Source organism: Spirosoma oryzicola, assembly GCF_021233055.1.
Taxonomy (GTDB): domain Bacteria; phylum Bacteroidota; class Bacteroidia; order Cytophagales; family Spirosomataceae; genus Spirosoma; species Spirosoma oryzicola.
The window spans coordinates 4,995,374-5,014,131 of record NZ_CP089538.1 but is presented as its reverse complement, the minus strand read 5'-3'; the positions used below and the strand labels follow the sequence as shown (position 1 = coordinate 5,014,131).

Sequence of the window (18,758 nt, the reverse complement as noted above, 5' to 3'; positions counted from 1 at the left end):
CCTTACGAATATGAACTATAATGCGCGCTGACCTAACTTAGCTCCTCGTTTATAAACCTTACTTGAATGCTTTACCTGCGTATTTTATTGACCTTCGGATTTTTAGTAGTAGGAAAACAGCTGGCTTGCGCGGCCAAAATAGATACGGTGGAGACGTACAGCGCTTCGATGAAGAAATCGATCAAGGCGGTTGTCATGACGCCCAATACCTACGCCAGTGATAAAGAATTGCCGGTGGTGTACTTGTTGCATGGCTACAGCGGAAATTACAGCGACTGGGCCAAAAAAGCGCCCGCCATGCAAAATGCGGCTGATCTGCACCATGTGATTATCGTGTGTCCCGACGGTAATTTCGGCAGCTGGTACCTCGACAGCCCAGCTGACCCTTCGTTCAAATACGAAACCTACGTCGCCGATGAATTGGTGAAGTGGGTGGATAGTCATTATAAAACGATCCGGAATCGGTCGGGTCGGGCCATTACGGGCTTGAGTATGGGGGGGCACGGAGCGCTTTATCTCGCCTTTCGGCATCAGGATGTTTTTGGCGCTGCGGGCAGTATGAGTGGTGGCGTAGACATCCGGCCTTTTCCGAATAACTGGGACATGGCGAAGCGGCTGGGAACGTACGCCCAGTTTCCGGAGCGCTGGGAGCAAAATACGGTTATCAACCTGCTTCATTTGCTAACACCCAATGCACTAGCGCTGATTATTGACTGTGGCACCGAAGATTTCTTTTTCCGGGTCAACAACAACCTGCACGATAAGCTACTTGAACGGAATATTCCTCACGATTACATTGCCCGGCCTGGTGGTCACAACTGGCCCTATTGGAACAACGCTGTTCAGTACCAGCTGCTGTTTATGCGACAGTATTTCGATCGACCCAAAACGAACTAGTCATTAGCCATAGACTGTTAGTCTGGAATGAGAAAGGGCTGGTTCATTAATGGCGTTGTGCGCCTGATTAAACCGGCTGTTCAATAAGCTTTACGCAACGGCTATTGTACGGAAATCAATTTCTGAAAAGTCGTTACCTTGCATTCATATGGAATTGTTTATTACCTCCTTAAATTCAGGTAGCAACGGCAACTGCTACTACGTTGGCAACGAGCAGGAGGCTGTTTTGATTGACGCTGGTATCTCGTGCCGGGAGACCGAACGCCGGATGGAGCGATTGGGTCTGTCGATGGAAACGGTAAAAGCTATTTTTGTCTCCCACGAGCATTCGGATCATATTCGCGGCATTGCCCAGCTGGCTAAGAAATACCAGCTACCCGTTTTTATTACATCCGGTACATTAACCAGCGCACGATTACCCGTACAGTCGTTTCCGGTCAAGCCCTTGCGCGGATACGAACCCGTCTGGATTGGCGAACTCTGTATTACGGCCTTTCCCAAGCAGCATGACGCTTCGGACCCGCACAGCTTTTTGATTGCCTACCAGGACACCAAGGTTGGGGTATTTACCGATATCGGCGCGCCCTGCGAACACGTTATTCGTCATTTTAGTCAATGCCACGCTGCGTTCCTGGAAGCGAACTACGACGATGACTTGCTGGAGCGGGGCAGTTATCCGTACTACCTCAAGCATCGAGTGCGGGGCGACAAAGGCCATTTATCGAATCAACAGGCGCTGGATCTTTTTAAAGCGCACAAGCCCGCTTTTATGAGCCATGTCTTGATGGCGCATTTGTCGAAAGATAACAACAACCCGCAGTTGTTACACGATCTGTTTGCTCCGCATATGCTAGACACCCAGTTTATTATTGCCTCTCGCTATAAGGAAACCCCCGTGTATCGGATTGGGGTTACGCGCCAAACGCTTCAGGTGCTGGACGTACAGAATTAAAAAGCATACATTCCGAAAAAACGGCGAAAGTCCGGGTAGAAGCATACAGGCTATGCTTCTACCCGGACTCTTTAGTTGTATGTCATTAAGAGAAGCTCATCCTTGATCCCAGCCGTTCGTACAAAAACTACTGGTCGTTAAGAACAGAGGTGCTACTATTATGTTATCAAAATGATATCACTTCCTGACCTTATTGCTTACAATTATGCAAGAGAAAAAGCTTACGTCTGCGTCTGGTTATCTGTTTTTGTTAATCGGTTTGTTATGTCTGGCCCTGGCTGGACTTCTGCTTTACCTGGTGGGAAGGGAGTATGGCCCCCTTCCGTCGATTGTGCTGGTAATCGTTGGCTTTTTTATTCTGAAAGGAATTATCATCATTTATCCGAACGAAGGGCTGGCGGCTACTTTCTTCGGCGATTATGTCGGGACAATCAAGAAAACAGGTTTGCAATGGGTAAATCCACTATACAGTAAACGCAAGATCAGTTTACGGGCGCGCAACCTGAACGGACAAACCCTGAAAGTAAACGATAAGATGGGGAACCCCATCGAAATTGCGGCTGTAGTCGTCTGGCAGGTGTCCGATACAGCCAGAGCTTTGTTTGACGTTGATAATTACGTGAATTTTGTTCAGGTTCAATCCGAAGCGGCTGTCCGGTTTTTGGCTAGTTCACACGCCTACGACAACATTGAAGACGAGCACGAGACGGTGACGCTGCGCGACAATACCGGTCAGATCAATAAATTTCTGGAACAGGAGTTGGATGAGCGACTGAATCAGGCGGGGGTGTGGGTAATGGAAGCGCGCATCAGTCACCTCGCTTATGCGCCCGAAATTGCGGGAGCCATGCTTCAACGGCAGCAGGCTACAGCGGTCGTCTCCGCCCGGAAACAGATTGTCGAAGGAGCGGTTGGTATGGTCGAGATGGCGTTGACCCGGTTGGCAGAAAAAGGGGTGGTTGAGCTGGATGAAGAGCGTAAAGCCGCCATGGTGAGCAACCTGCTCGTTGTATTGTGCGGTGAAAAATCAGTAAGCCCCGTGGTAAACGCAGGGACGTTATACGCCTAGATGAGAAAAAATAGTCAGCAGCGGAAGCCAGTCTCTGATTGGCTTCCGCTGCTGAACCGCTTGCTTTTATGGCTGTAGAAAAAAAAGCTTTCGTGTTGCGAATTCATCCCGAAACCCTGAAGGAGCTGGAGGGCTGGGCCCAGGAGGAATTCCGGAGCGTGAATGGACAGATTGAATTCCTGCTAAATGATGCGCTTCGGAAACGAAAAAAACGGTCGAAAGATAGTACTAAAGACGAGCCCGAAGCGTCTACGGATAACTAACGCAGCTTATTCCTCTACGTACTGTCTTTCTCTGGCTGAGGCTGTTTTGGGGTCTTGCTGTACCAAATAGTTGTAACGATCTACGAGTACCAGCCGACCAAGCAGGGAACGTTCATTGATGTTGCGAGTCGTTGTGTAAGTCCGTAATTCCTGCTGGTATGTGGTCATAAGTGGCTCGTAGATGTCTATATAAAATTTACTGAACTCCCGCAGACGGCCAGCATCGTACACAAAGTAATCAAAATGGTCGAAATTCTGGGCGAGGGTGGGTTGATCGTGATAATAAGCCGGATGGCTAAATGCATGCTTAAACAAACCATGCGGACGACGCAGCCGACGAACTACCGACAAGGCACCATCCGTACAAACTTCAAAAAAAGCGGGTTCGGGTTGATTGCTGAGTGCTGCTGACAAGGCAAGGAAAGTACGCTGTTTATGCTCGTCGTAATCAAACCAGCTAAACTTTTGAACCTGATGCGCCGAAAACGCCCGAACGCGGCCATCGACCTGACGTAGGGAAACTACTTCGGTAGACCAGTTGTAGGACAAATCGCCATCAAGCACGACTTTACTGATAAGTGTTAATTGTCCTTTACGCCAAACAGCATCTGGTCGAGCTGAGACAACAGTCCCTGAAGAGAAAAAGACAATAAGTACTATTACTGCAAATGAGTATACGTTTTTCATAACCGCTGTTGGCTAATTGAACAAAAGACTTGTCGGTTCTCATGCTTATTTTTAAGCTGGAAACGGGTGAACTCTTCTGGTAAGTTAACCAAGCGGTAAGTATCTAGTTGTCAGCGCTAAAATTGTCCTATTCCTGCCTTTTACACTATGCGTAGACAGAATAGAATTGACAGACGAAAAAAAGGACCTTATTGGATTATTTAGTTTTTTGCTTAAATCGATTCAGGGCTAGCCATTTATCGTGTGGCCCCGTATTTTTTTAGCCGGGCTTCTTAAGCTTAAAATAGTACAAAAAAAGCACCTATCTGTAAGGTGCTTTTTTTGTACTATATGTCGAAAAATTAGTCGAGGCTAGTTGGCTGCAAATCAGAATGGGAGATAGTCAACTGGTTAGCGCGGGCCTTCAATTGATTATACTGAGCAATGAGTAGTAAGCGGGTTAAAGTGCTGGAAAAATTGGCCTGTATCGTTGCCGAGTAATGAGTAAGTTCATCGTCAAACTCTGCCTTCATGCGTGGCCATAGCTCGGTGTTAAAATCAGTCAAACTAGTCATTTGATCGCCTTCGTAAATGTAATAAACGTAGCGATCAAGGCTTTTGGGCGATTTGTCATCGATGGAGGTATTCATCGGATTGCCAATGTGGATTGGATCGCGGGCATGACGGAGCTGCCGGTAAATCATCATCGACCCAACACCAAACTCTTCCAGAAATAAGCGATGACGACTTGACTTATCAGGTTGATCGGCCACAATGAATTTGCGTAGCGTGTTCTGGTCAACGTCAAAGTATTTGAATTCGCGCACCTGTAAAGCAGAGAATGCCTTTATGGTATTTCCGTCCCGATACTGCACAATCTCGGCGCGCCAGTTATAGCTTAGATCGCCTGTTAAAACCGTACCATTGATGAGCGATAGTTCACCACGATTCCACGTGTTTTTAGCGGTAGCTTGGGTCTCTACAGCAATGAGCCAAACGATCGCCAGGAGGATATATTTTTTCATGTTCACTGCTTTCAGATCCGAATTATGTGTGCTTACCTAATGGCTAGTGAACCTGAAAATGCATGTGTGGGCGGTGGTTTACTGATAGTACTTATGTAATGGTACTTATTTGCTATTAAATTGAATATTTATATGTAGAAGATATTTTAAATCTCTGAACTATTGTTGAATTTTATATAGATTAACGTCTATAAATCAGAAGGATATGCGGTTATTTGCCAGAATTTGAAAATCTGCGACGTAACAAAAAAAATTGGAAGCGGTGTGGGGGTTTTTGGCATTTGAAAGCCAAAAACCAACAAGGCAGCGATTGTGACCACTGCCTCGTTGGTTTCCTTATGATGGTTATAATACTACTTAGTAGATTCGGTCACCGTTTCACCAATTAGACGAACGCCATCGAGGGTTAATGACGGCACAATATCGGTAAAGGCATCTCGCAAAGAAGGAATTCGACCCGATAGCCCCCCCGTGGCAACCGCCAGGCAGTCACCATCCAACTCCGCACGAATACGGTCTAAAAGCGAACGAACGAGACCCTCGTAACCCAAGACAACACCCGCCTGGATAGCATGGGTCGTACTCGTACCCAGCGCCGATTCGGGTACTTCAATAGGAACTTCCGGTAGCTGTGCCGTATTGGCAAACAACGAACGAATGGCTGTCTTGAGCCCCGGCGCAATAGCAACCCCAATAATTTTTCCTTCGCCCGAAACGGTTGTGAAGGTCAGCGCTGTACCAAAGTCAACAACAACGCAATTTCGTTGGTAACGTGTGTAAGCTGCCAGGGCATTCGCTACCAGATCGGCACCAATTTCGTGCGGCCTCAGAATTTCGAGGGGGAGCAACGGGTAGATGCCCGGACCCACCACAATCGGTTCGAAGCCAAACAGTTCGCCTAGCATTGATCGCATCGTGGGCGTCAGCGTAGGTACAACGCTACTAAGAACCGTAAGGTGGACGCTACTCAATGGAAGATTGGCTTCGAGCAACCACAGCCGCAGCCGAGCCTCATACGATTCCGCTGACTCGTCGTGCCGGGCGGGGGTTCGCCAGATGTGTTGCCAATGTGTTTGGTTATAAAGTCCGAAGACAGCGTCGGTATTGCCAATGTCAACGATAATCTGCACGAGAGCGGAAAGGGGACGGTTGTCGGGGCGAAATAAGGAGAAAAACCTCAGATTACAGCAAGGTTGCTTCGAATAGAATCAACCTTGCTGTAATCTGAAAAACCATAGGCTTAGAGAACCGCTTTTTTGGGCTGCGTTGTCATGAAGTCTTTCAGGTAGAAAGGTTCGAACGTATTGATATCTTCGAATGATCCGGCTGCAAACGCTTCTGTGGCTAGTTTCCCGATTGTTCGGGCCGACGGAACAACAAGTTCTTCAGGAAAGAAGGCGTTTGAATTTTGACCGAGCAGTGCCTGGCATTTAGCGGCCCCGTCGCCAAAAAACACAACCGGACTTTTGGTTAGCCAATCCTGAAACGACTGTTCATCAATGATGTGCGCCGAGGTTGGTGCTACTTCCTGTCCTGAGGTCGAAAACAGCGCGCAATACACTTCCATCCGACGCGCATCAATCATCGGGCAAAGTAGGTAATCGCTTGAATAGTACGCACGCAACTGTTCGCCCATGCCCGCTAACGTGTTAATTGCCAACAGGGGTTTGTCGAGTGCGAAGCAAAGTCCTTTGGCGGTTGAGACGCCAATGCGTAACCCAGTATAGGAGCCGGGACCTTTCGCCACCGCTACCCCATCGAGCTGCGATAAACTAAACCCGGCCTGTGCTACCACATTGTCGATCAGCGTTGTCAGCATGGCCGCCGACGTACGTTCGGTGAATAGTTCGTAACAGCCTAGCAACGTGCCGTCTTTGTGCAAAGCAACGCTACAGGCTGCTGTCGATGTATCAAGCGATAAAATAAGCATAGAATGATAAATGATGAATGCTAGCTGACAACTGACCAGAATCAATTGTCAACTAGCATCACGCCGGTAATCCGGATACGGTTATTTGGTTCCTTTCAGCGTTGCCGTGTAACGACTCATATCTTTAAAGAGCGCAAGGGCGGCCTTGAGTTCAGGATCGGTAGCAAACGACGCTTCTTTCAGCCCTTTCTGAAGGTAGTAATGACCCGCAATTTCCTGTTCCAGCAACGTCCGGAGTTCGGTTTTGAACGTCATCATATCTGCATCTTTGCTGTGCGACACCTTTGTTTTCAACGCTTTCAGCTGGTCCTGAATCTGATCGAAATATTTTTCTTTTTTGGCCGATGCTTCGAGCGTACCAAGGTCTTTCTCGACCTGCGTGGTGTAATCGTACTCTTTGTCGCTGGCCCACTTCACAAAGTCTGCGTACTCGGCGTCGGTCAGGTGAAACTCGCGGGCGGGTTTGATGCTCGGATGCTCGTGCCGGTATTTAACGGCATAATCGAAGATCAGCCCTTTGTTGGTCAAACTAAGCGCGATGGGCGTCGGCGTCTGCGCTTCGACTACGACATCGGGTAAGACACCCCCGCCATCGTACACCACACGTCCGGCTTTGGTTTTAAACGCGGTTTTGAGCGAATCCGGGATTTTACCAACGCTGCCGTCGGGGTTGCGATGGCTGTAATCGATGGCCTGAATGCAGCGACCACTCGGAATATAATATTTGGCGGTCGTGATCTTGAGTTTGGTGTTGAACGACAACTCGCGGGTGGTCTGCACCAAGCCTTTGCCATAAGTGCGCTGACCAACCAATACGCCCCGGTCGTAGTCCTGAATGACACCCGATACAATTTCAGCGGCCGATGCACTGCGGCTGTTGGTCAGTACAATGATCGGAACCTCAAGGTCGAGCGGTGGGTTGAGCGCGGTATACGTCTTGTTCCACTCCGTTACTTTTCCTTTGGTCGTTACCACCTCTGAATCTTTCGGAATGAAAATATTGCAGATGTCGATCGCCATATTCAGTAACCCGCCCGGATTCTCGCGTACGTCGAGCACGAGCTTTTTCATGCCTTTGCCTTTCAGTTCCTGAAACGCCGTCCGGACTTCACGCGAAGCCGTAGCCGTAAAATCCTTCAGGTCGATGTAGCCAACGTCTTCCGAGATCATGCCGTAGTAAGGCACGTTCGTCATTTTTACCACGTCGCGGTTGACGGTCAGGTCTTGTGGCGCTTTCTGACCGTAACGCTGAATCGTTAGTTTGACGCTCGTGTTGTTTTGTCCTTTGAGCAGTTTGCCCGGATCGGCGTCTTTCCGATTGGCGATGCTGATGCCGTCAATTTTCAGAATCTCATCGCCGATTTGAAGGCCCGCTTTTTCGGCGGGGGTGCCTTCGTACACCATCAGCACGATACTTTTGTTTTGCCGCTGACCGATCAGAGCGCCAATGCCATTGTACCGGCCGGTGGTCATGGTCATGTAATCCTCGATTTCGTCTTCGGCAAAAAAGTTGGTGTACGGATCGAGGGCTTTCAGCATACCGTCGATGCTGGTTTTCACCATTCGATTCGGATTTATTTCATCAACGTAATACATGTTCAGTTCTTTGAACAAGGTTGCGTAGATGTCGAGGTTGCGGGCGATCTCAAAGAACCGGTCGTCGGTTTTCATCGCTACCAGCGACACACTTCCGGCCAGCGCACCGGCCAGAGCAAGGGTTTTCCAGTGTTTTTTCATAACTAGTTGGCAATACAGAGCCGGTTCAAGCCGTGAGTCTGAAAAATAAGTACCTAATAGGTAAAGGAATAGGTAAGTCTGATTTGGACAAAGTGCCCGCGTACGTACTACAACGGAGTAACTACCGAAATTACATTTTTTTCAGAGCTAATTTCATACCTTTTTCTATTTCTTCAAACGAAATAATCTGTTTGGCGGTATAGAGAAACGCAATGTAGGCAGGAGAGGACTGACCAGAGGGAATAAGGTGCTTGTTCAGGCGGTACGCTTCGCGAACGCGCCGACGGATGAGGTTGCGGTCAACAGCGCGTTTGAAGTTTCGTTTGCTTACCGTAATGACAATGGCGGGCAGGAGAGGCCCGTCTTGGTTATGGGGTTCGGGGTGTGGCAGATAAAGCATCCGAAACGGAAAAAGGTAGAACGTCCGCGCCGTCTGGGCGCTGGTCGCACTACCTTTCTTAAACAGTTCACCCAATATTTTTTTGCTGCAAAGCCGCTCCGATTTGGTAAAGGTTTGCTGCATAAAACGTTCGTAGTTTTCAGGAATCCGAGCGGTTGTAGCACTACGAACTGAAAACCAAATAACAGCTAAGTAAAACGATTAGATCTTAAAGCGTTCGCCTTTTTTCTCGTCCGAAACGGTCAGTTTGTGACGGCCTTTGGCCCGGCGTGCGGCCAACACTTTGCGGCCATTAGCGGTTGACATCCGCTCGCGGAAGCCGTGCTTGTTTTTCCGCTTCCGGTTCGATGGTTGGTACGTTCTTTTCATGATATATCTTCCTAAAACCCTTGTTTTCCAAATGAGTCCGCAAAGATAGGAGAATAGACGCAGTTTACCAAGCCCCTTTTCTGAAAAACGTTTTATCTTTAAGCGAGTTAGTTACTCAGTCACCCTTTCTGCTCGCGCCTATGCATTATCGTTTGTCTGCTGATCCAATTTTGCCTCATTATATTGCCGTTGACGCTCATCTAACCGGAATCCAGAACCAGTCTGAAGTGGAGTTGCAACTGCCTGCCTGGCGACCCGGACGATACGAATTGCAGCAATTTGCCAAAAATATTCAGCGGTTTGAGATTGTTGATAAGACCGGGCAGCCGTTACCGTTTCGGAAAACGACCAAAGACCGCTGGTTGGTCCATACAAATGGAGCTACAGAACTGACCATACGGTACAACTACTATTCGCTGTTATCGACGCCTAACTTGCTCAACGCGGGCAGCAGTTTTATAAGCGATTCGCTGTTGTACGTCAACCCCGTCAATCTTTGTTTGTACGCGGAGGGGCGCATTGATGAGCCTTGTACGCTTGAACTGGCGATTCCCGACGGCTGGACAATTGCTTGTGGACTAACGCAGGTCGACGAAAAGACGCTTCGTGCAGCGGATTTTTACGCATTGGTAGACTGTCCCCTAATCGCTGCCCCTGTTATACAGCACGTTCAGTACGAAGTCAATGGCGTTTCGTTTCATGTCTGGATTCAGGGCGGTCGGCGGAGCGATGGCGACTACACGTTCGATGCCGAACGGATTATAGACGATTTCAGCCGCTTCTCGGAAAAGCAATTGGCGCTGTACGGTGAATTTCCCGAACAGGAGTACCATTTCCTGACGTTGGTATTACCAGTGCCCTATTATCATGGTGTTGAACACCGCAATTCAACGGTATTGGTGCTCGGCCCGAACGACGAAGGCGAAGGCTTGTACGTTGATCTGCTGGGGGTATCTTCGCACGAGTTGTTTCATGCCTGGAACATCATTCGGATTCGGCCTACCGAGCTGTTACCCTACGATTTTACGAAAGAAAATTACTTTCCCACCTGCTTTGTGGCCGAAGGGGTCACGACTTACTACGGCGATCTGATGCTCCGGCAGTCGGGCGTTTTCAACGATGAAGCGTACCTCAAAGAATTGCAGGTTCTGTTCAAACGCCACTTCGAAGCGAACGGACGGGCGTTTCAGTCACTGGTCGAGTCCTCGTGGGATTTATGGCTGGATGGCTACGACAAAGGCGTACCGGACCGTAAAGTGTCGGTTTATCACAAAGGAGCCATTGCGGCTTTGATTCTGGATCTGCACATTCGCCAGCGGACCGATCATGCCCGTTCGCTGGACGATGTGATGCGGATGATGTGGCAGCAGTTCGGCAAGCCGTTCGTCGGCTATACGCTGGATGATTACCGAACCATTACCGAAACCGTGGCGGGCGAATCACTGGATTGGTACTACGACTTGTGTATTTTCGGCAATCAGCCGCTTGAAACAAAACTAAACGAATACCTGGCCTGGGTAGGCTTAACGGTTCTGTACGAAGAATCCACGCCCGATACCATCGGGGGAATTCGTTTGCTGGAACTCAACGACGCAACGGCCCGACAGCAGCGCGACCGCTGGTTCAATGGTTGGTTGACCGCGCCATCGTCGGGGGATATGCTATCAGAAGGGCCGGGTGACGATGTTATTGCGAAACAAGCGTAATCAACCAGACCATGCAGACCTCATCGACGCAGGCGCTTTCCTTCGACGAGTACGTTCAACGCGATGCAACGGCTTTGGCCGAACTCGTTCGAAACGGCGATGTCACACCCACCGAATTGCTTCAAACGGCCATTGCCCGCGCCGAAGCGGTTAATTCGCAACTCAACGCTATCGTAACGCCTTTGTACGAGAAAGGGCGTGAAATGGCTTCCCACTTACCCGAGTCCGGGCCTTTTCGGGGTGTACCTTTTTTGTTGAAAGACTTAGAGTTTGACTGGGCAGGAACATCCATGAAAATGGGCTGTCGGGGGTACCAGACTTATGTTTCGGCCATCGACAGCGAAGCAGTTCGACGCCTGAAAGCCTCGGGTCTGGTCTTTTTTGGAAAAACGAATACACCGGAGTTTGGTCTGACTCCCTACACCGAATCAAAACTGTACGGTCCGGCAAAAAATCCGTGGAAGCTGACGCATTCGCCGGGTGGATCGAGTGGTGGTTCGGCTGCAGCCGTAGCCGCTGGCATTGTACCGGCGGCTACGGCTTCGGATGGAGGTGGCTCGATTCGGATTCCGGCTGCATGCTGTGGTTTGTTTGGGCTGAAACCTTCGCGGGGGCGGGTCACGCTTGGACCTCGCTTCGGGGAGTTGTGGAATGGCGCAGTAGCAGGTCATGCTGTAACTCGTAGCGTCCGGGATAGCGCCGGACTGCTGGACGTGGTTGCCGGACCACTCGCCGGTGACCCGTACGGTATTGCTCCGCCCGAACGCCCCTTTACGGAAGAAGTAGGCCGGGAACCGGGCAAGCTCCGTATTGCCTTTTCAACGCAAACCCTTATCGAGTCGCAGCCCGTTGATCCCGAATGTGTAAAAGCGGTCCGGGAAACGGCTCGGCTGCTGGAAAGTCTGGGCCACACGGTAGAGGAGGTGCCGTTGCCCTACGAGAAAACAATCGTGACCGAAGCTTTTTTTGTCAACGTATTGAGCGAAACGGCGGCTACTTTGCGCGAACTGGGTCATTTTCTGGGTCGTCCTGTCCGGCGCGACGATGTCGAGTTGAACACGTGGGCACAGGCCCGGCTAGCCGAAGGGTTCTCAGCGGCCGATGTTGCTTTTCAGAAACGGCGCTGGAATTCCCTAAATAGAAGCATGGGTAAGCTGCACGAAACCTATGATTTGTTCCTGACGCCAACGCTGCCACGACCACCCATTACGATCGGCACGTTTCAGAACACGGCTTCGGAACAACGGCTGCTCAAACTAGTCGATTCATTGGGTGCGTTGAAATACCTGAACGGGAGCAAAACCGTGGATGATTTGGCTGAGCGGTCGCTGGGATATATTTCCTTTACGGTAATCACGAACATGACCGGGCAGCCGTCCATGTCTATACCGTTACACTGGTCGCCTGACGGTCTGCCCATCGGCGTCATGTTTGCCGCCAAACTCGGCGACGAAGCAACCTTGTTTCGATTAGCGGGTCAGTTGGAGCAAGCCCGACCCTGGTTCAACAAACGCCCCGCGATTTAAGAGAATACTGTGGATCGAGTTGAAGTCGGTGGGGGCTCACCCACATACTGTGGTGTCGGTTTCTCAAAACCGACACCACCACAACCGGGGCTATGCTATACCGCTATGATTTGATCAAACTAGCAAGTGACGATAGGGGCTAAACGCGTGCCGTTTGTGGCTTGACAACGGGTTTGTCACCGGGAGCAAAACGGTCTTTCAGCTTTAGGAACTGTTTCTCGAAATACTCGTACGAGAGCCAGGCTACCAACGTTGTCAAGGCGTAGCTGGTCACGTAAAGTAGGACGGAGAAACCGAAGCTGTACGGCATAAACTGCCGGATAACGTACAGGCACAGGACAATCGCGATAGGATGGTACATGTACAGCCCGTACGAAATCTTACCCATAAAGTTGCAAAGCCGGTTTTCGAGGTTGATCACCGAATTTGGGTTCGCGGCCAGGTTCATCAGCAGAAAGACAAAGAACAGCGCGTAACCTTCGTAGTTTAATCCGGGAATCCGAACGCCCATCGCCAGCATGGTTGCCAGCACCGCATACACCAGCCATTGGACGGGTTTCTGATACAGGAAATTCAGAATCGGATGTTTCTTGAAAACCAGATACGCACCAATACCACCGATAGCCATCGTGCCGATGCGGAAGTGAGCCAGAAAATCGGAAATCAGCAACATCGTTGTACCCGCCTGCGGAGCCGTCAAGCCGGGACCGTACCGCAACCAGAAAAAGCCACCTGCCAGAACAAGAGCGATGCTGGCCAAAACCAACAAGGTCCGGCGCGGACGCAGACTACCGATCAGCCACGGCCAGATGAGGTAAAACTGTTCTTCGACCCCGATGGACCAGGTATGCGAGCAAAGTGGCATTTCGTGGTATAGCGTCAGGGCAATGTTGGGCATGACGATACCGAAGAGGGCCAGTTTAGGCCAGAAATGGTCGTAGGCATATTCGGAGATACCGGGGATATGCAGCGCGGGAATATGCGGAAAGACAAAAAAGCTTAATCCGATAACCCAGAAATAAAGCGGCCATATCCGCAGTACACGTCGGATATAGAAGTTTTTGATATGAATCCGACCCGACGACTGCTTTTCTGCCAGTAATAAATACGTGATCAGAAAGCCGCTCAGCACGAAAAACAAAGCAACACCCAAACGCCCGGCCTGGTAAACAACCGGGTGTTCGTCAGTCTTGGTAAATGTATCGGTATAGCCGAAGATCGTTTTAAATTGCTCGATATGATGGAACACCACCGACGAGGCTGCCAGAAAACGAACTCCGTTAAAACCACGAAAATAGACGGCAGAAGGATTGGTAGCCGACATAGTAACTAATTCGGTTCGGCCGTAAATATAGGCAAAAAGTCGCCTTGCTTGTACATCCTCTGTACGGAGAAAGGCCAGCGAACAAGGAACATTTGAGCAACTGGTTTGACAGCTACCGAGTTAGGACGAGAAGCCGCGACTGCGCCCACCGAAGAAACCGCTCCGCCCTCCCGATGGTCGTGTCGTACGCACCACGCGTGAGGTTCGTACATTCTCCCGAATCTGTTGGGAGCGTTCGTACTGACCCGGAGTCGTATAAAATCCGGACCCGTAGCGCCGTTCGTCGGCCCGGTACTGCGGAGCGGTCGAACGGCCCAGCATATAGCCCAATCCTCCCCAAAGCAAGGCATTGGCCAGACCGTTGCTGTGGTGAGCACTATAGGCACCAGGATTTTGGAGGTAGGTACGGGTCGACTGATCGGATTCAACCAAGCGTTTAGCCGCTTCGACGCTTAGCGTATCGCGGTGACCATCGTAGTAGTTGACAATCGCGCCAGCCTTGTCTGGGTCAGCCTGCTCTTCGTCCGTGATCTTGAAATTGCCCGGCGCTGTTTCCGTAATGTATGTTCGGACACCGCGTCGGAAGCTCGTTTCGGTTTGTTCGGTTTCATTCTCATCGCTCCGATTGTTACCGCAGCTTTGCAGTAAAGCCGAACCGTTGAGCAGGGCCAGACTAAGTGTTGCGCTGAGTGTAATGTCTTTAACGCGTTTAAGAACGGTGTGTTTACGAAGCGGGGTCATAGATTAATAACGTTTGTATACCCTAAACTAGCAGACGCTGAACAGGGTTGCAAATAGTTTGGTACGAACCGTTGAGAATGTCAATCAGCGGTTGTAAGGGCGGACGATTACGAACGGGTATGGACGTCTTTCGCTAATGCAAGGTATACGCCATTCGTCCAGCCGAAGCCATCCTGATTTGGATATTTTCCCCCGCCCGTTGTCAACGAGGCATCCACGACGTTGTATTTCTCGGTCATTTTACCCGTCGCTTTAAACACTTTATCATTCAAGGCCAGCCAGCGGTTACGGCCTTCCTGGGCTGTTTCGACGAAGCCATAATTCAGCAAACTCTGGTAGACGATCCACTGCAAGGGTGCCCAACCATTCGGCCAATCCCACTGCTGGCCGGTCTGATTCAACGTCGTCACCCAACCGCCCGCTTGCAGAAAATCGGCTTTCAGGCGGTCATGAATCCGGCGGGCCTGTTCGGGAGTAGCTAGTTTAAAAAAGAGAGGAAATACACCCGCCAAAGTGATAGATGGGGTTTGCTGCTGAGCAACAATGTCGTAATCATGAAAAAAACCTGTCTCTTCGTTCCAGAACAAGCGCTGAATGGCCTGTTGCCGCTGTTGAGCTAGTTCTCCATTGAAAGGCTCCGAGGTGCTGCTTTGGGCGCTGTTATCGTGCAATACGGTTTCCAGAAAATAAAGCAGGCAGTTTAAATCGACAGGTACAATGTCGGTAGTATGAATGGAAGGCATCGTTTTTTCGTCGGCCAGCCACCGGCTCGAAAAGTCCCAGCCCGACTCACAGGCGGCCCGGACGTGCTGATGCATAGCCTCGGCATCGACGCCAATCCGCCGGGCTTCGTTTCCCAATTCAAACTCTACCCGGTAGGCTTCGGGACGAGGTGTCGTCAGGGTGTCCCAATAACGGTTGAGGACCGTTTGATCATCGATTCTGACCACCCGCTGATGAACGGATCGGTCAGCGGTGAGTTCTGCCCGACCCGTCATCCAGAAGTTGTACTCCTGCTGAAGTTGTGGTCGGTAGCGACGGAGCGTGTCTTCCCCGTCAATCTCGGCGAGTAATTGTACCATCAGCGCAAAAAAAGGCGGCTGCGAGCGACTCAAAAAATACGTCCGGTTGCCATTGGGAATATAGCCGAATGTGTCGATCAGAAACGCGAAATTATCGATCATTCCTCGGATCAACTCCGCGCGTCCAGCCTCCTGCAAACCCAGCATTGTGAAGTATGTGTCCCAATAAAAAATCTCCCGGAAGCGGCCACCCGGTACAATGTAAGGATGCGGTAGAGGAACACGGGAACTACCTTCCACGGCGGTATCGGCAGGTCGAGTGAGTCGTTCCCACAAGCGATTGATGTGTTCGGCGGTAGATAGCGTCGTATCGCTAACGTAATTGCTGGCTGTTTGGTCGGGAACAAGAAAGTTGGCGCGCACGGAAGCTTCCAAGTCAAAACCGGACTTTACTTTTTCCGTCTCGTACCAGGACAGAATGTCGGCGGGAGGAAACTTGGGAACGCTATCGACAAACGTTTTGGAATCGATAAAAACGGGTTTCAACTGTACGTCGTGAAACAGATCACCGAAAAGTTGATCAGGGGATGGAAGTTGCGGTTGGTTCGTCAAAACAGATAGAGACAATTTACTGTAGAACTAGAGTAATACGTTTGGCCGGAACGGAATGGCAGTCAGAAAAGCGTTTCAATTCATGCTACCACATTCTATCAACCCGTGCCGAGCCAAATCGTCCCCAGTCGAGGGCTGTTTTTGCGTGACGGGCTCGCCAAACTGCTTCTATTTTAGTGAGTTTTATTGCTTTGCGCGCTAATCTGGCGTCTGTTGGACGGGACAAGAGTGGCCAAAATTGTGTTATAGAAAAGGAATTCGTGAGGGGAGGATTCGTAACCGCTCACTACCGCTGAATCGTATCTATCGTAAAGCCGTTGTTTGAAGAGCCTCCTTGTAATCCAGTCCTGAATTTTGTATCTTAGCCAGATTATCAGCTCGACTAATGAACTTTAAACTAACCTCAGAATTTCAACCCACTGGCGATCAGCCGAAGGCCATCGAACAATTGGTCAAGGGTGTAAGAGAAGGTGAAGCGTCGCAGGTGTTGCTTGGGGTAACGGGTTCCGGAAAGACGTTTACGGTCGCCAATCTGATCGCGCAGACCAACCGCCCAACGCTGATTCTTAGCCATAATAAAACGCTGGCCGCCCAGCTCTACGGTGAGTTCAAACAGTTTTTTCCCGAAAACGCCGTCGAATATTTTATCAGCTACTACGATTATTATCAACCGGAAGCCTATATCGCTACGACCAACACGTACATCGAAAAAGACTTGGCGATCAACGAAGAGATCGACAAGCTACGGCTGGCGGCAACGTCGGCCCTGATGAGCGGTCGGCGCGATGTGATCGTGGTCGCGTCGGTGTCGTGTATTTACGGCATGGGTAACCCCGAAGAGTTCAAACGGAATGTGGTGCGCATTGGCGTGGGTGAGCAGATGAGCCGCAACCAGTTTTTGCACCAGCTTGTCGGCATTCTTTACAGCCGGACCGAAGGTGATTTTCAGCGGGGGAATTTCCGCGTAAAAGGCGACACGGTCGACCTGTTCGTTGCCTACGCCGATTTTGCCTACCGGGTTATTTTCTTCGGTGATGAAATCGAAACCATTCAGCGGATCGACCCTTCGACGGGTAAGAAAATCTCGGAAGAGCGAATCGTAACGATTTTCCCGGCTAACCTGTTCGTGACGGGTCGTGATACGCTGAACAGCGCCATGTATGAGATTCAGGACGATTTGGTGTCGCAGATTCGTTATTTCGAGTCCGATTTTCGGGAGCAGGAAGCCACGCGCATCAAAGAGCGCACCGAGTTTGATCTGGAAATGATGCGGGAGCTGGGCTACTGTTCGGGTATTGAAAACTACTCGCGGTATTTTGACCGGCGGCAACCGGGTCAGCGCCCGTTCTGTCTACTCGATTATTTCCCGGACGATTACCTGCTGGTTGTTGACGAAAGTCACGTCACAATCCCTCAGATTCGGGCTATGTGGGGGGGGGACCGTTCGCGGAAAACGGCGCTGGTCGATTACGGATTCCGGCTGCCCTCGGCGATGGATAACCGACCGCTCACGTTCCAGGAGTTTGAAGATTTGTCGGGACAGACGATTTACGTGTCGGCTACGCCTTCCGATTACGAATTGCGGAAGAGCGAGGGTGTGGTTGTCGAACAGCTCATCCGGCCAACGGGGCTACTCGATCCGGAAATCGAAGTGCGGCCTAGCCTTAACCAAATTGATGATCTGCTCGAATCCATCGATGGCCGGATCAAAAACGGTGAACGTGTTCTGGTAACGACTTTGACCAAGCGCATGGCCGAAGAGCTGACCAAATACCTGGATCGGGTCGGTATCAAAACGCGGTACATTCACTCGGAGGTGAAAACGCTGGACCGGGTCGAGATTCTGCGGGATTTGCGGTTGGGTAATTTCGACGTGCTGGTTGGGGTAAACCTGCTGCGCGAAGGGCTTGATTTGCCGGAAGTGTCGCTGGTAGCGATTATGGATGCCGACAAAGAAGGTTTCCTGCGTGACATCCGGTCGCTGATTCAGACTATAGGACGGGCGGCCCGAAACGCAAACGGCAAAGTGATCATGTATGCCGACACCATCACCGGCTCCATGCAGAAAGCCATTGACGAAACTACCCGTCGTCGGGCGATTCAGATGGAGTACAACGCGGATAACGGCATTACGCCGACGACGGTGCTGAAATCCCGCGAGGCAATCATGGGACAAACTAAAGTGGCCGATTCGAAAGCGAAACATTTCTACGTCGAGCCGGAAGAAATTCGGATTGCTGCCGATCCGGTGGTGCAGTACATGGGCAAGGGCGACCTGGAAAAAGTGATCAACGAAACCCAGGCCAAGATGGAACGTGCCGCCAAAGATCTCGACTTCCTGGAAGCGGCCCGTCTGCGTGATGAGTTGTTTCAGTTACGCGACAAGCTAAAGAAAGAAATGGCTTAATAGTCCAAATAGCATTGGGTTAGAGGCTGGTTGAATGCCGCTGGTCAATCCGTGCAACAGCAAGTAATATAGTTATATGATGGCTGGGAGCCTGCAAGAACTTTGTATCTTG

The 18,758-nt window shown here is 50.5% G+C and carries 17 protein-coding genes; 7 read left to right on the top strand and 10 right to left on the bottom strand.

Annotation, left to right across the window (positions count from 1 at the left end; translation table 11 throughout):
- Nucleotides 1-66: 66 nt before the first annotated feature.
- The 4 genes from LQ777_RS21125 to LQ777_RS21110 all read left to right on the top strand — a co-directional run bounded on the left by LQ777_RS21125 (nucleotide 67) and on the right by LQ777_RS21110 (nucleotide 3,181).
- Nucleotides 67-897 (top strand): alpha/beta hydrolase, encoded by an 831-nt coding sequence (locus LQ777_RS21125; RefSeq protein ID WP_232559920.1) that lies wholly within the window; start codon nucleotides 67-69, stop codon nucleotides 895-897.
- 148 nt (nucleotides 898-1,045) lie between these two features.
- Nucleotides 1,046-1,849 (top strand): MBL fold metallo-hydrolase, encoded by an 804-nt coding sequence (locus tag LQ777_RS21120; RefSeq protein WP_232559919.1) that lies wholly within the window; start codon nucleotides 1,046-1,048, stop codon nucleotides 1,847-1,849.
- 205 nt (nucleotides 1,850-2,054) lie between these two features.
- Nucleotides 2,055-2,918: an SPFH domain-containing protein gene (locus LQ777_RS21115; protein ID WP_232559918.1), complete on the top strand. Its 864-nt coding sequence runs from the start codon at nucleotides 2,055-2,057 to the stop codon at nucleotides 2,916-2,918.
- Nucleotides 2,919-2,986: 68 nt separating this feature from the next.
- Nucleotides 2,987-3,181 (top strand): type II toxin-antitoxin system antitoxin, encoded by a 195-nt coding sequence (locus LQ777_RS21110; protein WP_232559917.1) that lies wholly within the window; start codon nucleotides 2,987-2,989, stop codon nucleotides 3,179-3,181.
- A 6-nt stretch (nucleotides 3,182-3,187) separates the two neighbouring features.
- Here the strand turns inward: LQ777_RS21110 and LQ777_RS21105 are convergent, their stop codons facing one another.
- The 7 genes from LQ777_RS21105 to rpmH all read right to left on the bottom strand — a co-directional run bounded on the left by LQ777_RS21105 (nucleotide 3,188) and on the right by rpmH (nucleotide 9,308).
- Nucleotides 3,188-3,868, bottom strand: coding sequence for a hypothetical protein (locus tag LQ777_RS21105; protein WP_232559916.1), 681 nt, complete (start codon nucleotides 3,866-3,868; stop codon nucleotides 3,188-3,190).
- Between the two features lie 341 nt (nucleotides 3,869-4,209).
- On the bottom strand, nucleotides 4,210-4,872 hold the full coding sequence (locus LQ777_RS21100; protein WP_232559915.1) for a hypothetical protein: 663 nt from the start codon (nucleotides 4,870-4,872) through the stop codon (nucleotides 4,210-4,212).
- 353 nt (nucleotides 4,873-5,225) lie between these two features.
- Nucleotides 5,226-6,002 (bottom strand): type III pantothenate kinase, encoded by a 777-nt coding sequence (locus LQ777_RS21095; protein WP_232559914.1) that lies wholly within the window; start codon nucleotides 6,000-6,002, stop codon nucleotides 5,226-5,228.
- Between the two features lie 110 nt (nucleotides 6,003-6,112).
- Complete coding sequence (gene tsaB / locus LQ777_RS21090) at nucleotides 6,113-6,802, bottom strand: tRNA (adenosine(37)-N6)-threonylcarbamoyltransferase complex dimerization subunit type 1 TsaB (protein ID WP_232559913.1); 690 nt, start codon at nucleotides 6,800-6,802, stop codon at nucleotides 6,113-6,115.
- 81 nt (nucleotides 6,803-6,883) lie between these two features.
- Complete coding sequence (locus tag LQ777_RS21085) at nucleotides 6,884-8,539, bottom strand: S41 family peptidase (protein ID WP_232559912.1); 1,656 nt, start codon at nucleotides 8,537-8,539, stop codon at nucleotides 6,884-6,886.
- Between the two features lie 130 nt (nucleotides 8,540-8,669).
- Complete coding sequence (rnpA, locus tag LQ777_RS21080; RefSeq protein ID WP_232559911.1) at nucleotides 8,670-9,062, bottom strand: ribonuclease P protein component; 393 nt, start codon at nucleotides 9,060-9,062, stop codon at nucleotides 8,670-8,672.
- Between the two features lie 78 nt (nucleotides 9,063-9,140).
- Entirely contained in the window at nucleotides 9,141-9,308 is a 168-nt protein-coding gene (gene rpmH / locus LQ777_RS21075) for a 50S ribosomal protein L34 (RefSeq protein WP_162385660.1), read from the bottom strand.
- A gap of 140 nt (nucleotides 9,309-9,448) precedes the next feature.
- Here rpmH and LQ777_RS21070 point away from each other — a divergent pair, with 140 nt between their 5' ends.
- Nucleotides 9,449-11,014: a M61 family metallopeptidase gene (locus LQ777_RS21070; RefSeq protein ID WP_232559910.1), complete on the top strand. Its 1,566-nt coding sequence runs from the start codon at nucleotides 9,449-9,451 to the stop codon at nucleotides 11,012-11,014.
- 11 nt (nucleotides 11,015-11,025) lie between these two features.
- Entirely contained in the window at nucleotides 11,026-12,540 is a 1,515-nt protein-coding gene (locus LQ777_RS21065) for an amidase (protein ID WP_232559909.1), read from the top strand.
- A gap of 139 nt (nucleotides 12,541-12,679) precedes the next feature.
- On the opposite strand, the gene LQ777_RS21060 is transcribed toward LQ777_RS21065, so the two are convergent.
- The 3 genes from LQ777_RS21060 to treF all read right to left on the bottom strand — a co-directional run bounded on the left by LQ777_RS21060 (nucleotide 12,680) and on the right by treF (nucleotide 16,254).
- Nucleotides 12,680-13,864, bottom strand: coding sequence for an acyltransferase family protein (locus LQ777_RS21060; protein ID WP_232559908.1), 1,185 nt, complete (start codon nucleotides 13,862-13,864; stop codon nucleotides 12,680-12,682).
- Nucleotides 13,865-13,984: 120 nt separating this feature from the next.
- Nucleotides 13,985-14,605 carry a Cj0371 family chemotaxis-regulating polar lipoprotein gene (locus LQ777_RS21055; RefSeq protein WP_232559907.1) on the bottom strand — a complete coding sequence of 207 codons (621 nt, stop codon included), beginning with the start codon at nucleotides 14,603-14,605 and terminating at the stop codon, nucleotides 13,985-13,987.
- A gap of 107 nt (nucleotides 14,606-14,712) precedes the next feature.
- Nucleotides 14,713-16,254: an alpha,alpha-trehalase TreF gene (gene treF / locus LQ777_RS21050; RefSeq protein WP_232559906.1), complete on the bottom strand. Its 1,542-nt coding sequence runs from the start codon at nucleotides 16,252-16,254 to the stop codon at nucleotides 14,713-14,715.
- A gap of 370 nt (nucleotides 16,255-16,624) precedes the next feature.
- Here treF and uvrB point away from each other — a divergent pair, with 370 nt between their 5' ends.
- Nucleotides 16,625-18,646, top strand: coding sequence for an excinuclease ABC subunit UvrB (uvrB, locus tag LQ777_RS21045; protein WP_232559905.1), 2,022 nt, complete (start codon nucleotides 16,625-16,627; stop codon nucleotides 18,644-18,646).
- Nucleotides 18,647-18,758 lie beyond the last annotated feature (112 nt).